General features: G+C 70.0%; 17 protein-coding genes. 4 read left to right on the forward strand and 13 right to left on the reverse strand.

Features of this window, described 5'->3' with window-relative positions:
* Nucleotides 1–3: 3 nt before the first annotated feature.
* Nucleotides 4–912 (reverse strand): carbohydrate ABC transporter permease, encoded by a 909-nt coding sequence (locus FLX08_RS18180; protein WP_244312723.1) that lies wholly within the window; start codon nt 910–912, stop codon nt 4–6.
* Nucleotides 913–1,190: 278 nt separating this feature from the next.
* Here FLX08_RS18180 and FLX08_RS18185 point away from each other — a divergent pair, with 278 nt between their 5' ends.
* Nucleotides 1,191–2,288, forward strand: a complete 1,098-nt coding sequence (locus FLX08_RS18185; protein ID WP_208761520.1) for a LacI family DNA-binding transcriptional regulator — start codon at nt 1,191–1,193, stop codon at nt 2,286–2,288.
* Between the two features lie 7 nt (nt 2,289–2,295).
* On the opposite strand, the gene FLX08_RS18190 is transcribed toward FLX08_RS18185, so the two are convergent.
* The 4 genes from FLX08_RS18190 to FLX08_RS18205 form a co-directional block, all read right to left on the reverse strand.
* Nucleotides 2,296–3,093: a tRNA(His) guanylyltransferase Thg1 family protein gene (locus tag FLX08_RS18190; RefSeq protein WP_142620059.1), complete on the reverse strand. Its 798-nt coding sequence runs from the start codon at nt 3,091–3,093 to the stop codon at nt 2,296–2,298.
* Between the two features lie 112 nt (nt 3,094–3,205).
* The gene (locus FLX08_RS18195) at nt 3,206–3,868 is read right to left on the reverse strand and encodes a TetR/AcrR family transcriptional regulator (RefSeq protein WP_142620060.1); all 663 of its coding nucleotides are present in this window, start codon (nt 3,866–3,868) and stop codon (nt 3,206–3,208) included.
* A 195-nt stretch (nt 3,869–4,063) separates the two neighbouring features.
* A complete protein-coding gene (locus tag FLX08_RS18200) occupies nt 4,064–4,264 on the reverse strand; it encodes a ferredoxin (RefSeq protein ID WP_142620082.1) in 201 nt (66 codons plus the stop codon).
* 52 nt (nt 4,265–4,316) lie between these two features.
* Nucleotides 4,317–5,528 carry a cytochrome P450 gene (locus tag FLX08_RS18205; RefSeq protein ID WP_142620061.1) on the reverse strand — a complete coding sequence of 404 codons (1,212 nt, stop codon included), beginning with the start codon at nt 5,526–5,528 and terminating at the stop codon, nt 4,317–4,319.
* A 258-nt stretch (nt 5,529–5,786) separates the two neighbouring features.
* On the opposite strand from FLX08_RS18205, the gene FLX08_RS18210 reads away from it, so the two are divergent.
* Both FLX08_RS18210 and FLX08_RS18215 read left to right on the forward strand, forming a co-directional pair.
* A complete protein-coding gene (locus FLX08_RS18210) occupies nt 5,787–6,416 on the forward strand; it encodes a DedA family protein (protein WP_142620062.1) in 630 nt (209 codons plus the stop codon).
* A 166-nt stretch (nt 6,417–6,582) separates the two neighbouring features.
* Nucleotides 6,583–7,002, forward strand: a complete 420-nt coding sequence (locus FLX08_RS18215; protein ID WP_142620063.1) for a hypothetical protein — start codon at nt 6,583–6,585, stop codon at nt 7,000–7,002.
* A 10-nt stretch (nt 7,003–7,012) separates the two neighbouring features.
* On the opposite strand, the gene FLX08_RS18220 is transcribed toward FLX08_RS18215, so the two are convergent.
* The 4 genes from FLX08_RS18220 to FLX08_RS18235 are packed head-to-tail and all read right to left on the reverse strand — an operon-like array spanning nt 7,013 to nt 10,321.
* Nucleotides 7,013–7,759 carry an SDR family NAD(P)-dependent oxidoreductase gene (locus FLX08_RS18220; RefSeq protein ID WP_142620064.1) on the reverse strand — a complete coding sequence of 249 codons (747 nt, stop codon included), beginning with the start codon at nt 7,757–7,759 and terminating at the stop codon, nt 7,013–7,015.
* A gap of 29 nt (nt 7,760–7,788) precedes the next feature.
* Nucleotides 7,789–8,463 carry a 3-oxoacid CoA-transferase subunit B gene (locus tag FLX08_RS18225; protein WP_280117114.1) on the reverse strand — a complete coding sequence of 225 codons (675 nt, stop codon included), beginning with the start codon at nt 8,461–8,463 and terminating at the stop codon, nt 7,789–7,791.
* Complete coding sequence (locus FLX08_RS18230) at nt 8,460–9,137, reverse strand: 3-oxoacid CoA-transferase subunit A (protein WP_142620066.1); 678 nt, start codon at nt 9,135–9,137, stop codon at nt 8,460–8,462. Before FLX08_RS18230 ends, FLX08_RS18225 begins: the two co-directional genes overlap by 4 nt.
* Nucleotides 9,134–10,321, reverse strand: a complete 1,188-nt coding sequence (locus FLX08_RS18235; protein ID WP_142620067.1) for a thiolase family protein — start codon at nt 10,319–10,321, stop codon at nt 9,134–9,136. The genes FLX08_RS18230 and FLX08_RS18235 overlap by 4 nt, the downstream gene beginning before the upstream one ends.
* Before the next feature lie 105 nt (nt 10,322–10,426).
* Between FLX08_RS18235 and FLX08_RS18240 the strand changes: the two genes are divergently transcribed.
* Complete coding sequence (locus FLX08_RS18240) at nt 10,427–10,711, forward strand: hypothetical protein (RefSeq protein ID WP_142620068.1); 285 nt, start codon at nt 10,427–10,429, stop codon at nt 10,709–10,711.
* Between the two features lie 4 nt (nt 10,712–10,715).
* Here FLX08_RS18240 and FLX08_RS18245 read toward each other — a convergent pair whose 3' ends face one another.
* The 4 genes from FLX08_RS18245 to FLX08_RS40700 all read right to left on the reverse strand — a co-directional run.
* The gene (locus FLX08_RS18245; RefSeq protein WP_244312724.1) at nt 10,716–12,161 is read right to left on the reverse strand and encodes an MFS transporter; all 1,446 of its coding nucleotides are present in this window, start codon (nt 12,159–12,161) and stop codon (nt 10,716–10,718) included.
* Between the two features lie 172 nt (nt 12,162–12,333).
* A complete protein-coding gene (locus tag FLX08_RS18250) occupies nt 12,334–13,104 on the reverse strand; it encodes a phosphotransferase (protein ID WP_142620069.1) in 771 nt (256 codons plus the stop codon).
* Nucleotides 13,105–13,111: 7 nt separating this feature from the next.
* Nucleotides 13,112–17,845 (reverse strand): AAA domain-containing protein, encoded by a 4,734-nt coding sequence (locus tag FLX08_RS18255; RefSeq protein WP_142620070.1) that lies wholly within the window; start codon nt 17,843–17,845, stop codon nt 13,112–13,114.
* Between the two features lie 468 nt (nt 17,846–18,313).
* On the reverse strand, nt 18,314–20,566 hold a 2,253-nt coding region (locus FLX08_RS40700), incomplete at its 5' end, for a type ISP restriction/modification enzyme (protein ID WP_167530476.1).

Raw genomic sequence — 20,566 nt, forward strand, 5'->3', positions numbered from 1 at the left:
GGCTCAGACCGCCTTCCGCATGCCGCGCAGCTGGACGATGTAGGCGACGATCATCGTGATGATCCCCATGACGATGGCGACCGTCGCCGAGTAGTTGAACTGCTGGCCCGCGAAGGACAGCGAGTAGGCGTAGAAGTTCGGCGTGAAGTAGGTGGTGACCGAGTTCGGCGCGATCGTCTTGAGGATGCTCGGCTCGTTGAACAGCTGGAAGCTGCCGATGATCGAGAAGATCGTGGCGATCACCAGCGCTCCGCGCAGGGCGGGCAGTTTGATCGCCCAGATGATCCGGAGCTGGCCCGCCCCGTCGAGCGCGGCGGCCTCGTACAGGGAGGGGTTCACCACCTTGAGCGCCGAATAGAGGATCAGCATGTTGTAACCCACGAACTCCCAGGTCACGATGTTGCCGATGGACGCGAGGACCAGGTCGGGCGACAGCGGGTCGGGCAGTGAGAGCCCGAACGCCTCGTTGATGTTGCCGATCAGGCCGAACCTGGTGCCGTACATGAAGCCCCACATCAGCGTGGCGACGACCGCGGGCACCGCGTACGGCAGGAACACCGAGATCCGGAAGAACGCCGTGCCGTAGAGCCTGCCGCTGTCGATCGCGAGCGCGACCAGCAGCGCGAGGAACAGCATGATCGGCACCTGGACGACCAGGAAGAGCGCGACGCGCCCGAACGCCGACCAGAACTGCGGGTCCTGCAGGACGCCGAGGTAGTTGTCGGCCCCGACGAAGGACGTCCCGCCGATCAGCCGCGTGCGGAACAGGCTCAGGTAGATCGAGTAGGCGATCGGAGCCAGGAACACCAGCGCGAAGACCGCCATGAACGGCCCGACGAACTGCCAGCCCATCCATGACCGGCGTCTGCCGGCCAACCCTCCCCTGACGTTCGAATACCCTTCCGAGACCACCGGCTCGCTCCTCTCCGCGGCGTGGTTACCGACCGTGACTCTCCTGTTTACGTGAACATCATGAGCGTGTTTACGTAACCATCGTGATCGAACGAGTACGGCCCAGTTGTTACGGAGGGTGATTTCCCGAGTCGCCGAGGTTATGTTTACGTAAACTTCTGCTGCGGTATGGTGGCACTCGTCCCACGAGAGGTCAAGAGGCTCCCCAGGTCACACCCGGGTGGATCACGGCGTACGATCTCCGGCGACGAGGGCGAGCAGGCGGGAGCGACACAGGAATGAATCCGGACGTCCCGGCCCGGCAGGCGCCGGCGGCGGTCGGCGGCGCGCAGCGGGGCGGCTCGGGCATCCCGGGCGGGCGCCGCAAGCAGCGGGTCTCCATGGCCGACGTGGCCAAGCTCGCGGGCGTCTCGTCCCAGACGGTCTCGCGGGTCGCCAACGGCCATCCCGGTGTCGTCGGCGCGACCCGCGAACAGGTGCTCGCGGCGATGCGGGAGCTGGGCTACCGCCCCAACAGCGCCGCCCGGGCGCTGCGCTACGGGCAGTTCAACACGATCGGCGTGATCCTCTTCGGGCTGGCCTCGACCGGCAACAGCCGCACCGTGGAGGCCATCGCCACCCACGCCGCGGCCGAGGGCTACGCGATCACGCTGATCCCCATCGGCATCCCCACGCAGGACAACGTGCTGGGCGCGTTCACCCGGATGGGCGAGCTGGCGGTCGACGCCGTCATCGTCATCATCGAGATCCACCTGCTCGACGCCGGCACGGTGACGCTTCCTCCCGGAGTCCACGTCGTCGTCGTGGACTCCGACGCCGGAGACCGCTACAGCGTCGTCGACACCGACCAGGCGGAAGGCGCCCGGCTCGCCGTACGCCACCTCCTCGACCTGGGGCACGAGACGGTCTGGCACGTCACCGGCCCCCAGACGTCGTTCGCCAGCCAGCGCCGCGAGCAGGCGTGGCGCGCGGCCCTGGAGGAGGCCGGACGGGCCGCGCCTGCGCCGCTGCACGGGGACTGGTCGGCGGAGTCGGGCTACGCCGCGGGGCTGGAGCTGGCCGCCGAGCCGGCCTGTACGGCGGTGTTCGCCTCCAACGACCAGATGGCCCTCGGCCTGCTGCGCGCCTTCCACGAGCGGGGACTGGCGGTGCCCGACGACATCAGCGTGGTCGGCTTCGACGACATCCCCGACGCCTCCTGCTTCGTGCCCCCGCTGACGACCGTCCACCAGGACTTCGCCGAGGTGGGGCGGCGGTGCGTCCACGGGGTCCTGCGGCAGATCCGCGAGGGCGGCACGTCCCGGCCCGGCACCGAGCTGGTCCCCACCCGGCTGGTCGTCCGCGCGAGCACGGCGCCGCCACGCGCCCGGGGATGAGACCGCGTCACGACGTCCTCCCTGCGGTCAGCGACGGCATGACGGGGATGACGGCGGCGAGCCATGCGGCGGGGTCCGCGGTGAAGTGGGGCGCCGCCTGCACCTCCCACCACGACCGCTCGGCGAGGACCGTCTGCGCCTTCCCCGTCCGGCCGTCCCGGTAGCGGACCTCGCGCTGCGCGGTCTCCCGGACGACGACGCGGCCCCGCTTCGCGCCGGGGTCGTAGTCGTTCCAGTTGACGCCGTGGACCGCCCACAGCATCTCCTGCATCTGCGCCGTCGATCTGCCGTGGAGCTCCCGGTGGGAGAACTTCGCCTGTGCGGCCATGGTGATGCTGTTACGCACGCAGTCCCTCTGCCGCCAGAGGAAGTAGTTCGCGACTTCGCAAGGGTCGGCGAGGGTGAACGCGCGGGCGTCGAACATGGCGCGCCGGCCGCCGGCGCGGGTGTACGCCTCGCCGAACGCGATCGTCGCGATGCTCGCGGCCACGCTGACGATCTTCTGCGTCACGCCGCCGAACCACGGCTGCGAGGACGGGGTGGCGAAGTCGGTCGCGAGGACGCTGCACTCGTCGGACTGCACGTAGGCGAACGCGCTGCCGGTGATCTCCGCGCACAACGCCCTGCCGACCTCGTTCATGGCGTCCATGACGGCGGGGTCGAACGGCCGCCGGGCATGGCGGAGGAAGGTGTGGAACGCCCGGCCGTCCACCCGGAGGATCGTGTACGCCCGGCGCGGCAGCACACTCCTGGTGGCGCGCTCGTACGCCTTCATGCGGTCGCCGAGCGCGGTCCTGTCGCTCATGCCGGTCTCTCCTCAGCCTCCCGCCGCGTGGTCGTCCGGGGGGTGCGGCGGGTGATGCAGGATCTCACGCCACGGGGGAGTGGCCGCCACCGCTTATCGCGAGACCGGATTTTCAGGCGTGCTCCTTCTCGTCGGGGGCCTGGAGCCGGCCCAGAAGCATGAGCAGGAGCTCGTCCACGATCTGGTCGCGGGTGGCGTCGACCCAGCCGACGGCCCAGTCGTGCATGAGCCCGTTGACCGCCCCGACGAACGCGGCGGCCGTGATGCGGAAGTCGCGCCGGGGGATCTCGCCGCGGGCGGCGGCGTCGTCGAGCTGCTCGTAGATGAAGTCGATCCAGCGGGCGCGGCGGTCCAGGCGCTGACGATCGAGCCGGGGGCCGACCCCGATGACCTCCACGAAGGCGATGCGGGTGTGACGGGGGTCGGCGGTGGCGCCCGTGGCGTACGCGCGGAACAGCCGGGTGCAGCGGTCGATGGGCTCCAGGTGCCGGACCAGGGGGAGGGCGTCGAGGACGGCCCGCTGCGCGACGTCGTTGATGTACAGGTGCAGCTCGGCCAGCAGGTCCTCCAGGCTGCGGAACTCCTCGTAGAACTGGCGGCTGGACAGGCCCGCGGCGCGGCACACGTCGGCGATCCTGGTGGCGCGGTAGCCGGGGCCGGCGCCGAACAGGTCCAGGCCCGCCTTCAAGAAACGCCCGCGGCGTTCTGCCTGCCGTTCGGCCGCCGACCTCCCGCCGTACCGGCCCGCCGCCGGGGTGATCCTGCCCGCCACCATGTCCTCCGCATCCGTGTTGCATGCATTTTGGGCCTTGTGGCGGGCGTCATACGTGCCTACTGGCCGGTAACAAGTCTGAAGTGCGGTTCGTGCGCAGACGGCGTGCGGACTCCCCGGCCGGCCACCGCAGGGGAGCGTGCCCGTCTCCCGGACATCCGGGCACGCTCCCCGCTCACTCGTGACGTACGCGGGGGATCAGGCGTCCTCGTCCACGTGAATGGCCCCGGCGGGGCAGACGGCGGCGGCCTCGCGGACCGCGGTGTGCCGGTCCTCGGCGGGCTCGGGCTCCAGCAGGACGACGATGCCGTCCTCGTCGCGCTGGTCGAACACCTCCGGGGCGATCAGCACGCACTGCCCGGCGCCGCAGCACGCCGCCTCGTCGACGATGACCTTCATGTCCATGTCCTCCTTGCCGATCGAGTGTCGTGTCGAGTGTCGGGGCCGGAGGTCACCAGCGGACCGGGACCTCGCGCAGGCCGCCGACGGCCAGCCCCTCCACGCGTTCCAGCTCCTCCACCGGCACGGCCAGCTCCAGCGTCGGCAGCCTGCGCAGCAGCACCTCCAGGGCGACCTGCAGCTCGGTGCGGGCCAGCGCCTGCCCCAGGCAGGAGTGCGCGCCGGAACCGAAGGCCAGGTGGGGGTTCGGGCTGCGGGTCAGGTCCATCTCGCCGGCGTTCCCGAACGCGGTCTCGTCGCGGTTCGCGGCGGCCATGCTGCACACCACGGTCGTGCCGCGGGGCAGGACCATGCCGCTGACCTCGGTCTCCGCGTTGAGATAGCGGGGCATGCCGACACCGGAGTCGGCGTCGAAGCGCAGCGACTCCTCCACCGCGGTGCGGATCAGCGACGGATCGGCCAGCAGCCGCTCCCACCGGGAGCGGTCGGCCAGCAGCATGGCGACCATCTTGCCGATCATGTTGGCGGTGGTCTCGTGCCCGGCGACCAGCAGCGCCATGCCGGTGACGAGGATCTGGATCTCGGACAGCCCGCCGTCCTCCGGGCCGCCGGCCGTGATCAGCTCGCTCAGCAGGTCGTCGCCGAGGGCGGCGCGCTTGGCGGCGACAAGGTCGGACATGTACTGGAAGAACTCGCCCTGGGCCGCGTCTGTCTCGGCCTTGCCATAGCGGGTCAGGTTGAGCAGCGTGTCGGACCAGTAGGAGAACCGGTCGCGGTCGGCGGCCGGCACGCCGAGCATGTCGCAGATCACGTAGACCGGCAGCGGGAAGCCGAGGCCCGCCTTCAGGTCGCCCGGCGCGCCGCGCTTGACCATGTCGTCGACGAGATCCTCGGCGATCTGGATCATGGCGGGCCGCATGGCGTTCATGCGCTTGGCGGTGAACCACCTGCCGACCAGGCGCCGCCAGTGCTGGTGCTCCTCGCCGCTGTCGGGGATGATCGTCGCCAGCTCGCTGCTGAACACCCCGCCGCCGTCCGCGGACATCCGGGCCGCGTCGGGCGCGTTGAGCTGACGGGTGAAGCGCGGGTCGGCCAGCACCTGCTTGACGTCCTCGTAGCGGGTCAGCAGCGTCGCCCGGTCGCCGCTGGGCAGCGTGACGTGGGCCACCGGGCACTTGTTACGCAACTCGGCCCACTGCGCGGGCGGGTCCAGCGCGGCGTCGCTGGGGATCGGGTAGCTCAGGACCTGCTCGTCGACACTCATCCGGCATCTCCTCTTATCGATGGTCGGCCGCCGTGCACCCTCCGGATCGGAAGGACGGCGCCCATCACGTATGCCCCGGCAAGCGTGAAGACCGGTCGTGCCGATGCCCGTCTGCACGCAAACTCCCGGTGTCTCCGCGCGGGCCTCACCACCGAGGACCTGATCTCGCTTCGTGTTCCGTGCTCTGCGCTGTGAGTGAGCGCACCTTCTCCGGGGACACGACAACGGGAGGCGTATGGGGAGGCGCATGGAGGACGCGTGGACTCGATCATCAACTGGCTCTGGGGCCTGCCCGGCACGGTGCTCTACGCGGTCGTGGCGGTGCTGGTCTTCGCCGAGGACGCGCTGTTCGTGGGGTTCGTCGTGCCGGGGGAGACGGCCGCCGTGCTGGGTGGGGTGCTCGCCGCGCAGGGCAGGCTGTCGGTGTCTTGGCTGGCGCTCGTGGTGACGCTCGCCGCGATAGCCGGCGACAGCGTGGGCTACTTCATCGGCCGCCGCCTCGGCTCCGGTGTCCTCGACGGACGGGTGCTGCGCCGCCGTCGCGACCGGGTGGACAGGGCTCGGGCGCTGATCCGCCGGTGGGGGCCGCAGGCGGTGTTCCTCGCGCGGTTCGCCGCGTTCCTCCGTGCCCTGATGCCGACCCTGGCCGGGATCTCGCACATGAGCTTCCGGCGGTTCTTCCTGTTCAACGTCCTGGGCGGGGTGTTCTGGGGAGTCGGTTACACCCTTTTGGGCTTCTTCGCCGGGGCGGCGTACAAGCAGGTGCAGTCGGTCGTCGGCGGTGTGGTCGCGGCCGTTCTCGCCGCGGTCGTCGTGACCGCTCTGGTCGTGTGGCGCGTCCGGCGGCACCGCAGAGGCGCCCGCGAGCGCGAGAACCCCGGCCCTTGAGCCCCGCGCCGAGGTCGCGTTGAAGGCCCGCGACCTGCGGCGTGATCCGCGCTTTGCGCTGCACGGCCCTCCGGTGCTCCTCGACGCCACCGGTTCCGGCATCGGCCGCCCTACACGCGCCCCGCGTTCGGTGAGCCGAAGGGCGTTGTGATCCGTCATAGAGGGCATGAGGATGTCGCGTATCGCACTGCTGCCGCTGGCGGCCATGTCCGTGCTGGCCGTCTCCGCTCCCGCCGAGGCGGCCACGGCGCACAGGAAGCTGCTCGTGGAGTTGCGGGAGGAGGGCGGATTCGCCGGGCTGCGCAACCGGGTGGCCGTCTACACGGACGGCTGCGCGGTGCTGAGCCGCCGCACCGGCCCCACTGTGCGTAAGTGTCTGACCGCGGCGGAATGGCGCGGCCTGCGCGGCTCGCTGAAGCACCTGCGGCTCGGGCGTTCGCAGGCCAAGCCGCCGGGGGCCGACTTCATCGCCTACCGGCTGGCCTACAAGGGACACCGGGCGACCCGCTACAGCCTGCCCCCGACCTGGCAACCGGTCGTGAGCAGGCTGGAGAAGGTCCTGGTCAAATACGGGACGCCCAACTGAGCATCGCGGCTCAGCTGCGCAGGTAGGAGGCGCCGTTCAGGTCGACGATCGTGCCGCTGGCCCACTCGGCGTCCGGCGACGCCAGATAGAGGACGGCGGCCGCGATCTCCTTGGGCCGCGCCACTCTCCCGAACGGGCTCTGGGCGCGGATCTCGTCGCCCCGCGGCGGCTTGAGATGCTCGTTGGTCATGTCGGTCTCGACGAAGCCGGGCGCCACCGTCGCCACGGCGATGCCGAGCGGCGCCAGGGCGATGGCGAGCGACTGGCCGAGGGCGTTCAGTCCCGCCTTGCTGGCCCCGTAGGCGGGACTGTTCGGCTCCCCGCGGAAGGCGCCGCGCGACGAGACGTTGACGATCCTGCCGCCCTGACCCATGTGCCGTACGGCGTTCCAGATGACGTTGGCCGGTCCGGCGAGGTTGACGGCCAGCGTCTCGCGCCACACCGCCTGCCACTCCTCGTAGGAGGTCTCCGTGATCGGGTGGTGCAGGAAGACGCCGGCGTTGTTGACCAGGACGTCGATGGTCCCGAGGGCGTCCGCGGCCTCCTCGACCATGCGCCGCGCGTCGGCGGGATCGGCGACGTCGGCCTGGACGACGGCGTGACCCTCTCCCGGCAACTCGGCCCGGAGCCGTTCGGCCAGGTCGGGGGAGCCGCGGTGGTGGATCGCGACACGGTCGCCGGCGGCGGCGAAGGCCATCGCGATCGCCCGTCCGATCCCGCGCGAGGCACCGGTGACAAGGACTGCTCGCTTACTCACGGGGTGAGACTATCGTCCCTTTCGTCCCATCACGGCTGCTGGCCCAGGGGGCGTACGGCGACCTCCAGGCGGGAGGCGAGGCCGGCCACGCTGGTGCCGTACGTCTCGGCCACGGTGACGCCTCCGGGGCCGATGTGGAAGACGGCGAGGTCGGTGTAGACGCGGCTCACGCAGGCCAGCCCGGTGAGGGGGTAGGTGCATTCGGGGACGAGCTTGGGCGTGCCGTCCTTGGTGAACAGCGTCATCATGACGAACACCTGCTTGGCGCCGGTGGCCAGGTCCATCGCGCCGCCGACGGCGGGGATGGCGTCGGGGGCGCCGGTGTGCCAGTTGGCCAGGTCGCCGCGTTCGGAGACCTGGAAGGCGCCGAGCACGCACACGTCGAGGTGGCCGCCGCGCATCATCGCGAAGGAGTCGGCGTGGTGGAAGTAGGAGGCGCCCGGCAGCTCGGTGACGGGGATCTTGCCGGCGTTGATCAGGTCGGGGTCGATCTCGTCGCCGTGCGCGGCGGGTCCCATGCCGAGCATGCCGTTCTCGGTGTGCAGGACGACCCCCGAGCCGGCCGGGAGGTGGTCGGCGACCGTCGTCGGCTGGCCGATGCCGAGGTTCACGAAGGACCCGGGCGGGATGTCCCGGGCGACGAGGGCGGCGAGCTCGTCGCGGCCGAGCGGGCCCCGGTCGAGATGCTCCACGGTGCTGCTCACAGGCTTCCCTCCGCCGCGCTCAGGTCCAGGATGCGGTCGACGTAGATGCAGGGGGTGACGACGGTCTCGGGGTCCAGTTCGCCGGTCTCGACGACGTGATGCACCTGCGCGATCGTCAGCGCCGCGGCGGTGGCCATGACGGGCCCGAAGTTGCGCGCGGTCTTGCGGTAGACGAGATTGCCCATCCGGTCGCCGACGTGGGCGCCGATGAGGGCGACATCACCCTTGATCGGATATTCCAGCACGTAGTCGCGGCCGTCGATGGTGCGCGTCTCCTTGCCCTCGGCCAGCGGCGTGCCGACCGCGGTCGGGCAGTAGAACGCGCCGATGCCGGCCCCGGCCGCGCGCATGCGCTCGGCGAGGGTGCCCTGCGGGACGACCTCCAGCTCGATCTTCCCCGCACGATAGAGGCCGTCGAAGACCCACGAGTCGCTCTGGCGCGGGAACGAGCAGATCATCTTGCGTACCCGCCCGGCGGCGAGCAGCGCCGCCAGGCCGGTGTCGCCGTTGCCCGCGTTGTTGCTGACCACGGTCAGATCGGTCGCGCCCTGCCGGATCAGCGCGTCGATGAGCTGTACGGGCATGCCGGCCATCCCGAAGCCGCCGATCAGCACGGTGGAGCCGTCCGCGATGCCCGCGACCGCCTCTTCGGGGTCGGTGAACACGGCGGTCATGACGCGCTCACGTTCTCGAGCACGACGGCCAGGCCCTGGCCGACGCCGATGCAGATCGCGGCCACGCCCCACCGCTGCCGCCGTTCGCGCAGCACGCGGGCGAGCGTGCCGAGGATGCGTCCGCCGGAGGCGCCCAGCGGGTGGCCGATGGCGATGGCGCCGCCCCTGGTGTTGACGATCGCGGGATCGACCTTCCACGCATCGAGGCACACGAGCGACTGCACGGCGAACGCCTCGTTCAGCTCGACGGCGCCGACGTCGTCCCAGCCGATGCCGGCCCGGCGCAGCGCCCGGTTGGCCGCCTCGACCGGCGCGTACCCGAACATCTGGGGTTCGAGCGCGCAGGCCGCGCGACCGGCGACGCGGGCGATCGGGTCGGCGCCGATCCGGTCCGCGGCGGCCTGCGAGCCGAGCACGACCGCGGAGGCGCCGTCGTTCAGCGGGGAGGCGTTGCCGGCCGTGATGGCGCCGTCGGGGCGGAAGGCCGGCTTCAGCCCGGCGAGGATCTCCGGCGTCGTGCCGGGCCTGATGCCCTCGTCGCGGGTGAGGTCGGCGCCCTCGACCGGGACCACCAGGTCGTCGTAGAAGCCGTCGTTCCAGGCCGCGTCGGCCAGCACGTGGGATCGCGCGGCGAAGGCGTCCTGCCGCTCGCGCGAGACGCCGAACCTCTCGCCGAGCTGCTCGTTGGCCTCGCCGAGTGAGACCGTCCACTCCTTGGGCATGCGCGGGTTCACCAGCCGCCAGCCGAGCGTGGTGGAGACCGCGGTCACGTCCCCGGCGGGGAAGGCCCGGGAGGGCTTGGGGAGCACCCACGGCGCGCGGGTCATCGACTCCACGCCACCGATGACGACGATGTCGGCGTCGCCGCTCTCGACGGTCCGCGAGCCGATCATGGCGGCGTCCAGGCTCGATCCGCACAGCCGGTTCACCGTGGTGGCCGGCACGGTCACCGGCAGCCCGGCCAGCAGCACCGCCATCCGGCCCACGTTGCGGTTGTCCTCACCCGCGCCGTTGGCGTTGCCCCACACCACGTCGCCGATCTCCGCCGGATCCAGCCGGGGGAGCTTTGCCAGGACGCCGCGCAACGCGGTGGCCGCCAGGTCGTCCGGGCGGACGCCCGAGAGAGCGCCGTTGAACCTGCCGAACGGCGTGCGCGCCGCGGCATAGAGGAAGGCCGAACCCATGACGTTCCCTTCTTGTTCGCTATGCGAACGTCGGTTCATTCTGCGAACACGACGAGCATAGTCGATGCCGCCGGGGCCCGGCCGGTGCGTCACCAGGCTTGGGAGATGTCGATCGACGGTAAGGCGGCGTACGCCAGCCTCGCGGGGGTGCCTCCGCTGGTGGGGCGCGCGGTGCGGGCGGCCCGGCAGGCGGGCTTCGCGCTGGTCGTCGACGACCTGACCCCGGCCCGGCACTGGCCGCCGCGGTTCGGCGGCGGCGGCGTCCAGGCGCGGACGCACTGGCTCGGCCACCCGGGGCTGGACGCGGCCGAGCTCCGCCTCGCGCCGGACCTGGCCGCGCTCGTGGCCACGCGCCGTTTCCGCGAGACGCCCGGCGCGGCCGATCAGTGAGGGGTCAGGGCTTCGTGACGGTGGCGGGCTCGGCGGGGACGTCCTGCCCGGCCGTACGGCCCGCCGGTTTTGCGGGGAGCGCCGTGGTCACGGCGGCGGCGACGAGGGCGGCGGCGCAGCCGATCAGCATTCCGGCGCGGAAGCCGCCCTCCGACGGCAGGACGTGCCCGCCCAGCCGGATGGTCATCTGTGACAGGACGACGCCGACCACCGCGGCGCAGACCGTGGTGCCGATGGAGCGCATCAGTGTGTTGAAGCTGTTGGCGGCGGCGGTCTCGGAACGGGGGACCGCGCCCATGATCAGGGCGGGCATCGCCCCGTAGGCGAGGCCGACGCCCATGCTGCACACACAGGTGACGACCAGCAGGCCCCAGGTGGAGCCCAGCAGGGCCGTCGACGAGCCGTACCCGAGCGCCATGACCAGGCTGCCGGCGATCAGGGTGACCTTGGGACCGCGGGCGGCCGACAGGCGGGCGCCCAGCGGCGACACGGCCATCATCACCAGCCCGGACGGGGCCATCCACAGGCCGGCCGCCAGCATCGACTGACCCAGGCCATAACCGGTGGCCGCGGGGAGCTGCAGGATCTGCATGACGATCAGCGCCTGGGCGTACATCGAGAACCCGACCACGATCGAGGCCAGGTTGGTCAGCAGCACCTGCCGCCGCGCGGTGACGCGCAGATCGACCAGCGGGGCGCTGACGCGCAGCTCCCACCAGCCCCACAGCAGCAGCACGAGCAGCGCGGTGGCGAGCAGGCCGAGTGTGGTGCCGCTCGCCCAGCCCCAGTCGGCGCCCTTGGAGACGCCCAGCAGCAGGCACGTCAGCCCGGTGCCCAGGCCGAGCACACCGGCGACGTCGATCCTGCCGGACGTCCGCGCGGCCGCGGCCGGCACCAGGAGCCAGATCAGCACCGCGACCAGCACGCTCAGCACCGCCGAGCCCCAGAACAGCATCCGCCAGCTCGCATACTCGGCGACCGCCGCCGCGACCGGCAGGCCGAGCGCGCCGCCGATCCCCATCGACGAGCTCAGCAGCGCGATGGAGGGTCCGAGCCGCTCGGGCGGCAGCAGGTCGCGCAGAGCGCTGATGCCCAGCGGGATCATGCCCATGCCCATGCCCTGCAGGCCCCTCCCGACGATCATCGGGGTCAGGGAGCCGGCCATCGCGCAGACGGCAGACCCCGCGATCAACGGCACCGAGCAGGCAAGCATCATGCGGCGCTTGCCGTACAGGTCGCCGAGCCGCCCGGTGACCGGGGTCGTCACCGCTCCCGCGAGCAGCGTGACGGTGATCACCCATGAGGCGTTCGACGCGCTCGTGTGCAGCAGGTTCGGCAGCTCGCCGATCAGCGGCACCACCAGGGTCTGCATCAGCGAGGCGACGATGCCGGCCACCGCCATCACGCTGACGATGCCGCCGGAGCGAGCGGCGGGGGCGGAGCCTCCCACGTGGGTTCTCCCTCGGGTTAACGGACAAAACGCTGTGCACCCTACACATCGGGCATCGCCCGACAATCACCGCCTGGCCGGGAAGGGCGAACGACGCTTCACCACCGACATCGAACGCCTCGCCGGACGGCCCTGGCCCCGCTCCTGACCAGTCGCTCCGCGGGCGCCGGCCTCACTCGGTGCCGAAGCCGGTCAGTTCCTCGACCGCCGTGTCCAATGACCTGTCGGCCCCCTGGGCGACCAACTTCCGGTACGCCGGGTCGCCGGCCGCCGCGAGACGCCGGATGCCGTCGGCGGAGGCGCCGATCCGCTGACGGACGGTCTCGACGAACCGGTCGGCCGGGCCGTCCCAGCCGTACTCACCGAGGAACAGCCGCAGCCGCCGGGGCCGGTCGGCGAACGCGGTGAACCCGTCCGCGGCAACGACATGGCGGGCGTGGAGCGGCACCCAGGAGAAGGCGGCGAAGGCGAGGTCCCACTCGCGGGTGACCGGACCGGCGAAGTCCCAGTCGAAGAAACCGGTGAGACGCCCGCCGGCCCACGCCGCGTTGTACGGCGCCGCGTCGTTGTGGCCGACGACCAGGCCGGGCCGCCAGGTCCCTCCCTCGCGCCAGACCGCGTCCGGTGGGGGGACGAAGTCCGCCACCGCGGTATGGAAGTCACGCAGCCAGCCGGCCACCTGACGGAGCGCGTCGTCACCGTGCACCCACGCGGGCCACGGCCGCGCGGTCCCGACCACCTCTCCAGGCAGGTACGAGAGGACCTCCCGGCCCTGGTCGTCGAACCCTCGCGCACGCGGCGCCCCGTCGAAGCCGGCCTCCTCCAGATGCCGGAGCAGCGCGTGCACGGCAGGCGTCCACGGACCGGGGGCACGGCGCACCGTGTCACCGACCAGGACCGCGCCATTCGTGTTCCCGCCGGGAAGACGTCGCTCCTCGCTCATGTAGTCCTTACTCGGGCTGGTGCGCCCGGTGGTAGGCCTCCAGCACGTCCTCCGGAAGGCGCCCGCGATCGCTGATCGCGTAGCCATGCTGACGAGCCCAGGCGCGGATATGGGAACTTGACGGGGCAGTGGCCGTCATGCGTGCCGTCACCGGTCCGGAGTTCGTGACGCCGGGCTGAGGCTTGGGCGGCACTGCGAGGATGATCTCTTCGAGGTCGAGTGAGTCGCCATCATCGAGGCCGTCCAAGCCATCCTGCTCCGAAAGGTTTACGGCAATCCAGTTCTCGTCCTGCGGTGGCTTTCCCTCGGTGCTGACCTCACCTGGCCGGATGCCGCGCCGGTCGAGTTCCGCCCAGAGGGGTTCGAGCGCGGCCTCCTGATCGAAGTAGAACTCGCTCTCGCGCACTCGCCAGAACTGCCATCCGGCCCGTTTCAGCTCCCGCTCCCGGTCGAGGTCGTTCTCGAGCTGCTCCGGTGTGCCGTGCCAGTGGTCGCCGTCGCACTCGACCGCAAGGCGTCCCTGCGCACCGCTCACGACCAGGTCGATTCGCCGTCCGTTGACCTCGTACTGCGGAACCACGTGGTAGCCGCGTTCCCAAATGCGCAGGAACACCCGCTGCTCGAAGAGAGACTCGAAATCGGCATGCGGCTTGTCGGCAGTGACGTCAGACAGCGGCTCCCGTCCGAGGGCTGCCGGCGGGTTCAGCATGTAGGCGAGCAGGGACCGCCGCAGGCAGACAGGGGACAGCAGGTCAGGGCTGACGGAGTGGAACAGCCACATCTGGTCCTTCGCGCGGGAGGCCGCGACGTTGAACCGCCGCTGCCACTCGGTGCTGGTCACCGCCGACCGCCGTTCCGCGATCACCATCGAGAGGAAGACGACGTCGCGCTCATCGCCCTGGAAATCGGGCGGCGTGCCGACCCGCAGCCGCCGCTTCTCCCACTCCTTGGGATCGAGCCGATCGAGCAGCAGGTTGTGGATCAGCTGGACCTGGCCGTTGCCCTGCAGGACGACGACACCGAAGGTCCTGTTTTCGTACGCCGGGTCCTCGGCGCACTGAATGATCCGTTCGACGATCGCCTCGGCCTCCGCTAGGTTGCGGAGCCGCGTCGCCGTCCCCTCCGTGTGCGCGCCGCTGACACGCTGGACCCGAAGCGGCGGCAGCCGGTCGGCGCCAAACTGCCGGAGCGGAACCAGCGGCTCGTCCGCATAGAACTGGCGGGACGAGAACCGGATGATCTCGGGCATGCACCGGAAGTGCTCCTTCAAGCGGACGAGCCCGCCAAAACGCGTCCGCAGCAAGTCGAACAGGCTCGACTTCGGCGTGAAGGCGTCCCGCAGATAGGCGGGCATGTCCGGCAGATAGGTGGCCAGCTTGGCGAAGATGGGCTCCAGTTCTCCATGGCTGACCGTGGAGGGGGCGCACTGCTTGTCGTCACCGACCACGATGACACGGGGAGCGAGCCACAGGAGGAACAAGGCCTCGATGCTCGCCTGGCTGGCCTCGTCCACGATGACGACGTCAAAGGAGTCACGCGCCGGTGGAATCGTCTCCAGCACCTGCTGGATCGGCATGATCCAGGCCGGTACGGCGTCACGGGCGTGCGTCATGGCCTCCCGGGCGAGCATCTGGTACCTCGCGGCGTACCTGCCGGTCCCCTTGCCGAGCTTGGAAATGTGGTCCTGGTAGGCGCGCAGCGCGGTCGTCTGCCGCGAGTTCATCCGTCCCAGGGCCGCGTCCCACGCCTGCTCGGCGGCCAGCTCGCCTGTGAGGCGCATCTCGCGGACGGTCGCAGCTTCGAGCTCGGCGTCCAGCCGCTGTTCGAGACCCGGCTTCCGCTGCTCGGTAAAGAAGGTCTGCGCCTTGGCCCAGGCCCAGGCGCGCTCCCAGTTCGAGAAGCGGGACTGCCACGTCTTCGCCTCCGCCAGCAGGGCTAGGAGAGCGGGGTGGGCGGCCCGCACCCGTGCCGTCAGCTCGTCGCAGCGTCGCTGGTCAGCCAGCTCTCGATGGGCGGTGGCGAGCGCGGCCAGGCATAGCTGGTAGGTGAGGCCATCGCGGGCCGCGACCGCTCGAACGGCCTCGGTCAGTTCGGGGGCCGGAGTGCCCAGCCGGACTTGGTGGTCCAGTGCGCTATGCAGCTCCTTGAGCTTCGCGGTCGCGCGCTCGGCGTCGAGCCGTAGCCGTACGGCGTGCAGGGCGGAGGCATAAGACAGCCACTCGGCGGGGGTACGCAGGCCGAGGTGCACACCCGCCCCGGCGAGAAGCCGGACCGTCTCCGAGACGGCATCCGTAATTCGGTGCACCAGGGCGAGCTTGCTGAAGGCGTCACGGAGCTGAGACCAGATTTTCTCCAGCGCCTGGTCCGCAGGAAAGTCCACGTCCACGTGACGCCATCCGCGCCGCAGTTGATCGGCGATCTGCCGCCCTTCCAGGTCGTTGAGGACGATCGACAGCAGTTCCGCGCTCGTCGGTGAGACGCCGTCGACGGAGACGGAGGCGAGGAAGGGCTCCGCGACCTTCTGTACGGCGGGCCGGAACAGGCCCTGCCTGAGCCGGTTACCCGCGGCGAGGTGGTCGCGCAGTCCCCGCACAGCCTGCAGATACGCGGACGCCGCGGCCGGGCCGTCGAGTGGCGGGTGGACGACCTCACGCAACGCGATGCGCCGGATCGTCTCCTCCAGCGCGGCGAGCCGTTCGGCGTAGGTCGCGAGCTGCTCCCACAGCATGGCATCGCGGCCCGAGAGCATGTCGGACAGGGCCCGGATCGTCCAGTCGGTGGGGTTCCACGTGGCAGCATCCTCGGGCAGGCCGAGCTGGTGTAAGTCTGCGGCGACGTCGGCCGCGATCTTCTGTAGCTGCGTGACCTGCTCCGGGTCGAGGTAATCGAGCCGGGCGGAGACCTGTGTCTGCGCCTGCCGGGCTAGGGACTGCGTGGCGGCCTCGTCGGCGATCAGGGCCTTCACCTGTTCGGCGGTAGGCAGCGTGCCGACGTCGGGGATGCGCTGGGTCGGTCTGGCCCTGCGCTGCGGTGTCTCACCTGCAAGCAGTTCGACGAGCTCAGCCGCCTCGCCCACGTTGATCGGCGGCGTGAACGGGGCCGTGGCCAGCATTGGCACCGGCATCCATGAGCAGCCCGGCTCCTCGTTCCTGAGACGGCGGGCGATCTCGGCGAGGGAACCCTGATACCCGGAAGCGATCTCGGGATGGGAGTAGGTCTCTGATTCGCGAAGTGCACGAACCCGCTCGGCCAATTCGGCGGTTGTACGGCGCGCTGTGTCCAGTTCCTGGCGCTTGGCGGCGATGCGCTTGGCCTGCCGCCCGGGGTCGTAGGAGGAGAACCTGGCCGACAGCGCTTTCACACCGCCCTCCAGTTCGGCGGAACCACCGCGGCCGAGGTCGGTCATGGACACGCAGAGGCCGGCGATCTCTTCGGGCAGCTTGTCGCGCAGCACCCGCAGTGCCTGTGCCTTCTGACTCGTCACCAGGACGCGCTGCCCCTGCGCGAGAAGCGCCGACAGCAGGTTCGCGATGCTGTGGGTCTTGCCGGTCCCCGGCGGGCCCTGCACGACGACGCCGTTGTCGTTGCCCAGCCGGGTCATGATGAGACGCTGTTCAGGGTTGGCGGGCAGCGGGAAGAGCGGGTCGCGCCCGAGGGCGTCTCCACAGTCACCATCCCGTTTCGTGAGGAACGCCATGCGCTCGTCCTGCTCCAGCGGCTGCACGAGCTGGGCGAGCCCAAGGGGCGCCTGAGCGTCCGGGGCGGTCAACGTGGCGAGCATCTTGTCGTAGTAGTCGATCAGCGCCCCCTGGTCCCGCCTGCGGAGGACGAGGGCGGGGGCGAGCCGTACCTCTGGGACATTGCCGGGCTTCGCCGTCACGGGAACCCAGCTGGGCCGGTAGTGGGCCTGCGTATCCAGCCCCCTGTCGCACCAGGCCTGCAGAAGTTCCTCGACAGAGTCCTGCAGGGCGACGCCTCCGCCCTCCCGGATCCGCTCCCGCAGCCGGTCGGCGCGCTGCGGGGTGAACCCGGGCAGGTCCGCCAGAAACTCACGGTCCTGCAGCGTGGGCGAGGTCTCGCCGAGCACGACGTCCACGCGTTCGGTGTCCGGGTCGACTCGCAGATGAGCACGGGTGGCGAGGAGGTGGTTGCGTACCCCCGTCCCATCTGGCGCCCTCCAGCACAGCAGGCCGGTCGCCAGCACCAGCTCCCATTCGTCGTCGAGTTGGGAGAGCTGGTTGGCAATCGAGTAGAGGTCACGGTGCCAGCGCTGCCGCCGGGCCCGCTTACGCTCCTCCTCCGCCCAAGCCTGCCATCGGGGCAGCCAACCGTCGTACGCCTCACGGACGTCGGGCCGGTCGTCCGTGGTCTCCAGCCGCCAGTACGTCGATCCGTCCTCGCGAGTCTCCAGGACGGGCTTAGGTCCGGTTTCGGCGAGTTCAGGGGCGTCCAGCTCGGGATCCGCCACCTCCCGGGGCTTCAGCCACCCCTCCAGCACGTCGGGAGCTTGGGGCGGCGGGGTGCCCCGCACATAGTCGAAGGAGAGGACTACATCCCCGAGTCCTGCCCCGACCTGGGGCGTGATCTCCTCGGGCAGATCCGCCAGCCAGAGGACCCGCACGTGCTTGTCGACCTCGCGTATCGGGGTGCGACGCGCAAAGGCCAGGTTGCGGAGGAATTCCACAAGACGGGTCGTGGAGCCGATCAGGTGGGGATCGCGGGCTCGCGACGCCACGCTCATGAAGGTCGTCCTCCTTTGACGGCGGGGAGGAGCGGGAGATTCGCTCGGAGCTCTGGCTTATGGCACGGTCCAGAGTTGTTAACCCGCGAGATCATTCCGGTTTGCTACTGTAAATGTCAATCTTCCGTATGCGGTCAAACAGTGGCGGCGCGACCACCCCGGTGCCCCGATCCACGACAGGCCGTCCGGATGAGCATGTCCGGCCTCAAGTACGGCCGAGCTCCCACCACAAACGCGAGTCCATTGACACGCACCTGACGATTGTGTTCATGCTCGCAGAGTCGTCGCCGAGCGATCGGCCGGACGGCGTATTGCCGGTGTTTGAGGCACTGATCGCATTTGTCCGATTGGACTTCCGCTGCCCGGTCTCGCCGACGCGGACCTGTCCGCCGACCGTCGAACATGGACGCCAGAAGCTTCGGGAGGATCGGAGCCTCGGCCGGTGACAGCGTTGTCTGTCTCCGGCGATCAGAAGAGGGTGTCATCGCGGCCGGAGCGCAGGGGCGCCTTGGTCGCCTGCGACGGTACGGGCAGGAGGCGGGCGGTGGTGAGATCCGCCGTCGTGATCAGGGGACCGTCGAGGATTCGATCGAGGAGGGCCTCCTGTAACGGATGAAGGTCGGCAAGGAGCGTCAGGACCTGAATAAGGTCGAGAAGTTCCTCGGTGAACTGCGTGGTCCAACGCTCATTCCGTATGTCGTCCAGTGGTGATGAAGCGGTGCGCGTACGTGGGCGCGTTCGCTGGCGATAGGAGAACCACGTTTTGATGACGGGCCTTCCGCCGACGTCGTACGCGTAGGCGCGAGGGTCGACCGGCGCGATGACGCCGTCCCCAAGACGCAGCGTCCGCGTAGCCGGGTCGTAGGAGATTTCATCGGGCATACCGTGCACGCTGTCCGGTATCCAGGAAACGCGTCGTGGCCTGCGGTCCGCAGGCAGCCGAGGTCGGCCGGGCGAATCAATGTCGGGGAATCGCGTTCCCGAGGTGTGGAGCCAGATCACCTGTCGTCCCAGGCCTGCTGCCGCATCCCAAAGGCGCGGGTCAGCCGTGAGGGGAACGCGGACTCCATGAAGAGCGGCGAGCTGGTCACGGAAGCGCGCGGTGTATGCGGGATGAGCGACGGTGCCCGCGATGTACGCGAGCAGGTCCTCGGCGCTGAGCTGTTGATCAAGTCTCTCACCGAGGTACTGCAGGAGCCCCGGAGCCACATTCGGCTCCACGCCCGGCTGGTCCCGATACAACGGGACGACCCGGCCGCCCCGGCCGTTGAAGTGGTGCTGATCGGGGACGTTCTCGGTGAAGGTCAGACCGGGTCCGGAGGACAAGGGCTGTCCGTGCTGGGTGCTGACGTAGACCTGCCGGGCTCCCCTGACGTCCCACAACGGCTGACGCGGATAGTCGATCATCCTAGGATCCTCGAACAGGAACTGACGGTCGAAGCTGCGGAAGGCATACGCGGTGATCCTGGGGAGGGCTGCCGTGCCGGCCAGGGGCGGCAGTCCGGCGACGCGGGAGGTCGGCGCCAGATCTCGGGTGCGCTTGAAGAGACCGTCGGGGAATCCTTCGGCCACCAGACGGCGCCAGCGCCGCTCGAGAACCTCGGACGAAGGGGCGCACACCCATGTGCGGTTGGCCTTGACGCCGGGCTCGTGCCAGGGCATCAGTTCGATCAGCGATGGATGAGAGAGCCAGCTTTCGGCGACCGGTTTGAAGGGCGCGGTCCAATGTTCGGGACAGTCCTGCCAGTATCCGGATGCGTCGAGGGGCAGGCCCGCCGCCATCGCCTCGAACTTCTCCTCACGTCTGCCGTGCAGGGCCGTGTAGTGGATTGTCGCCGGTCGCTTGTGGTCGGGGCTGTCGTATCGTGCGAAGACGCCGATGCAGATTGGCTGCTGTACGCCGCGGAAGACACGGGTGTGCTGTGGTGGCTGATGATGTTCGGGGGAGAGATCGATGATCCAGCCTTCGTCCGTTGTTTGCCGCAGATATTTTCGCATCCCGGCGAAGGCGTCGGTGCTCAGATACGCCGAGGTGGTGATGAAGGCCACGATGCCCGCCGGGTGCTCGGGGTTGGCGTCGAAGACCTTCCACGTCGCCCAACGCCAGAAGTAGGTCGCGGTGTTGGCCAGCTTGTAGGCGAGCTTGCTGTGCTCGGGCAAGCGGAACTCGTCGAGCGACGGGCGGAACCGGAGGTCGGCGAGATGGCCGGGATCGCGGCGTGCTTCGATCCAAGGGGCGGGGTCCTGCCGCCGGGCCCGCTCGAGATAAGGCGGGTTTCCGATGACCACCACGATTGGCGTCTCACGTTTGATTTTGTTGGCCTGGTCCCGCGCTCGCTGGAGCTCGTTGTAAGCCAGGCCGCGGTCGATGAAGCGGCCATTCGGGTCGTCCAGAGTGTCGATGAGGAACCGAAGACCCTCTTCGGGAATGTCAGTGCGGTACGTCTCCCGTAGGGTCTGATGCAGGCGCAGTTCCGCCACGGCGAAAGGGCCGGCCGAGCGCTCAAAGCCGATGAGCCTGGAACGGCAAAGGTCGCCGAGATGGTCCCGCACAGCGAGGGCATTGTCCTCGGCGGCGATCGTGTCCGCGACGGATCGGACGATCTCCATGAGGAACGTGCCCGTCCCCATTGCCGGGTCCAGAGCGACGACGTCCTTGTCCGCGAAACCGTTCGTGCGCATCCGGGTCTTCAGAATCTGGTCGACGAAGTCGACCATGAA

Origin of the sequence: Microbispora hainanensis, assembly GCF_006874475.1 — a bacterium.
GTDB classification, from domain to species: domain Bacteria; phylum Actinomycetota; class Actinomycetes; order Streptosporangiales; family Streptosporangiaceae; genus Microbispora; species Microbispora hainanensis.

Coding starts and splice junctions, on each gene's coding strand:
- FLX08_RS18185 (WP_208761520.1), top strand. CDS start 1,191: ATGAATCCGGACGTCCCGGCCCGGCAGGCGCCGGCGGCGGTCGGCGGC.
- FLX08_RS18190 (WP_142620059.1), bottom strand. CDS start 3,093: ATGAGCGACAGGACCGCGCTCGGCGACCGCATGAAGGCGTACGAGCGC.
- FLX08_RS18195 (WP_142620060.1), bottom strand. CDS start 3,868: ATGGTGGCGGGCAGGATCACCCCGGCGGCGGGCCGGTACGGCGGGAGG.
- FLX08_RS18200 (WP_142620082.1), bottom strand. CDS start 4,264: ATGAAGGTCATCGTCGACGAGGCGGCGTGCTGCGGCGCCGGGCAGTGC.
- FLX08_RS18205 (WP_142620061.1), bottom strand. CDS start 5,528: ATGAGTGTCGACGAGCAGGTCCTGAGCTACCCGATCCCCAGCGACGCC.
- FLX08_RS18215 (WP_142620063.1), top strand. CDS start 6,583: ATGAGGATGTCGCGTATCGCACTGCTGCCGCTGGCGGCCATGTCCGTG.
- FLX08_RS18230 (WP_142620066.1), bottom strand. CDS start 9,137: ATGACCGCCGTGTTCACCGACCCCGAAGAGGCGGTCGCGGGCATCGCG.
- FLX08_RS18235 (WP_142620067.1), bottom strand. CDS start 10,321: ATGGGTTCGGCCTTCCTCTATGCCGCGGCGCGCACGCCGTTCGGCAGG.
- FLX08_RS18240 (WP_142620068.1), top strand. CDS start 10,427: ATGTCGATCGACGGTAAGGCGGCGTACGCCAGCCTCGCGGGGGTGCCT.
- FLX08_RS18250 (WP_142620069.1), bottom strand. CDS start 13,104: ATGAGCGAGGAGCGACGTCTTCCCGGCGGGAACACGAATGGCGCGGTC.
- FLX08_RS18255 (WP_142620070.1), bottom strand. CDS start 17,845: ATGAGCGTGGCGTCGCGAGCCCGCGATCCCCACCTGATCGGCTCCACG.